The 854-nt window shown below is 35.8% G+C and carries 2 protein-coding genes; both read right to left on the reverse strand.

Annotated elements, in window-relative coordinates:
- Positions 1–119: 119 nt before the first annotated feature.
- Positions 120–419, reverse strand: a complete 300-nt coding sequence (locus JCM15548_RS20715) for a helix-turn-helix domain-containing protein (protein WP_062129147.1) — start codon at positions 417–419, stop codon at positions 120–122.
- 2 nt (positions 420–421) lie between these two features.
- Positions 422–763, reverse strand: coding sequence for a type II toxin-antitoxin system RelE/ParE family toxin (locus JCM15548_RS20720; protein WP_062129149.1), 342 nt, complete (start codon positions 761–763; stop codon positions 422–424).
- Between the last annotated feature and the right edge of the window lie 91 nt (positions 764–854).

Here is an 854-nt window from a genome sequence, read left to right on the forward strand (position 1 = left end):
TGATGGGGGCTTGCGAGCGTCGTTATTGTCTGCCGTTAAGAAACTTGCTACGGGGAGTGGAGTTGCCCATACACACATAAACCCCCAATATTTTATACATGATGTTGTGGCGACGTGGTTTATAGCATCGTAAAGCCAAGTCTCTTTCCTAAGCCTTCTTCAAAAATCTTGAAAAGAGTCGAAATCTGAATATCAATCTTGCCGTTTTCAAGTCTAGAAATATAGCTTTTCTTGGTTCCGGTTTTTGTTGCTAATTGTTCCTGAGTTAAATGTGCTTCTTTTCTAGCTTCTTTAATCATTTCTCCAACAATAAACGCTTTTGCTTTAACTTCAAACTCGTCTCGCTTTTCGGTACCAAATTTACCATACTTAATATCAAGAAGCTCATCAAATGTCCGTGCCTCACTAATCTGTTTCATTGTTAGTCTCCTTTCTTATTATTAAAGTATTCATTTTTCAATCTCAATGCTTTATCAATCTCTTTCTTAGGTGTCTTTTGGCTCTTTTTCTGGAATCCGTTGAATAGAATCACAATTTTCCCTTTGTCAAAACAGCAAAAGACTCTGTAAATATCACTCCCGACTTTAATTCGAATCTCATACAATCCATCCGTGCTTTCAATATGTTTGAGAAATTTTTGAGGAATCCTATCTACAGTTCGAATGAGCTTAAACACGTATTCAATTTTTTCTTGAACAGTCGAATCAAGTGATAGATAGAATTCAACGAAATAATTTTCATAAAATTTAATCTCCCTAGCCATAGAGCAAAGTTAACAAGTTTGTTAACAATTTCAAAGTTGAACTGAATAATTATCTTTCCGCGTATGTTCTTCGGTACCATGCGCCACAACG

It is taken from the genome of Geofilum rubicundum JCM 15548 (assembly GCF_000974365.1).
Lineage (GTDB): Bacteria > Bacteroidota > Bacteroidia > Bacteroidales > Marinilabiliaceae > Geofilum > Geofilum rubicundum.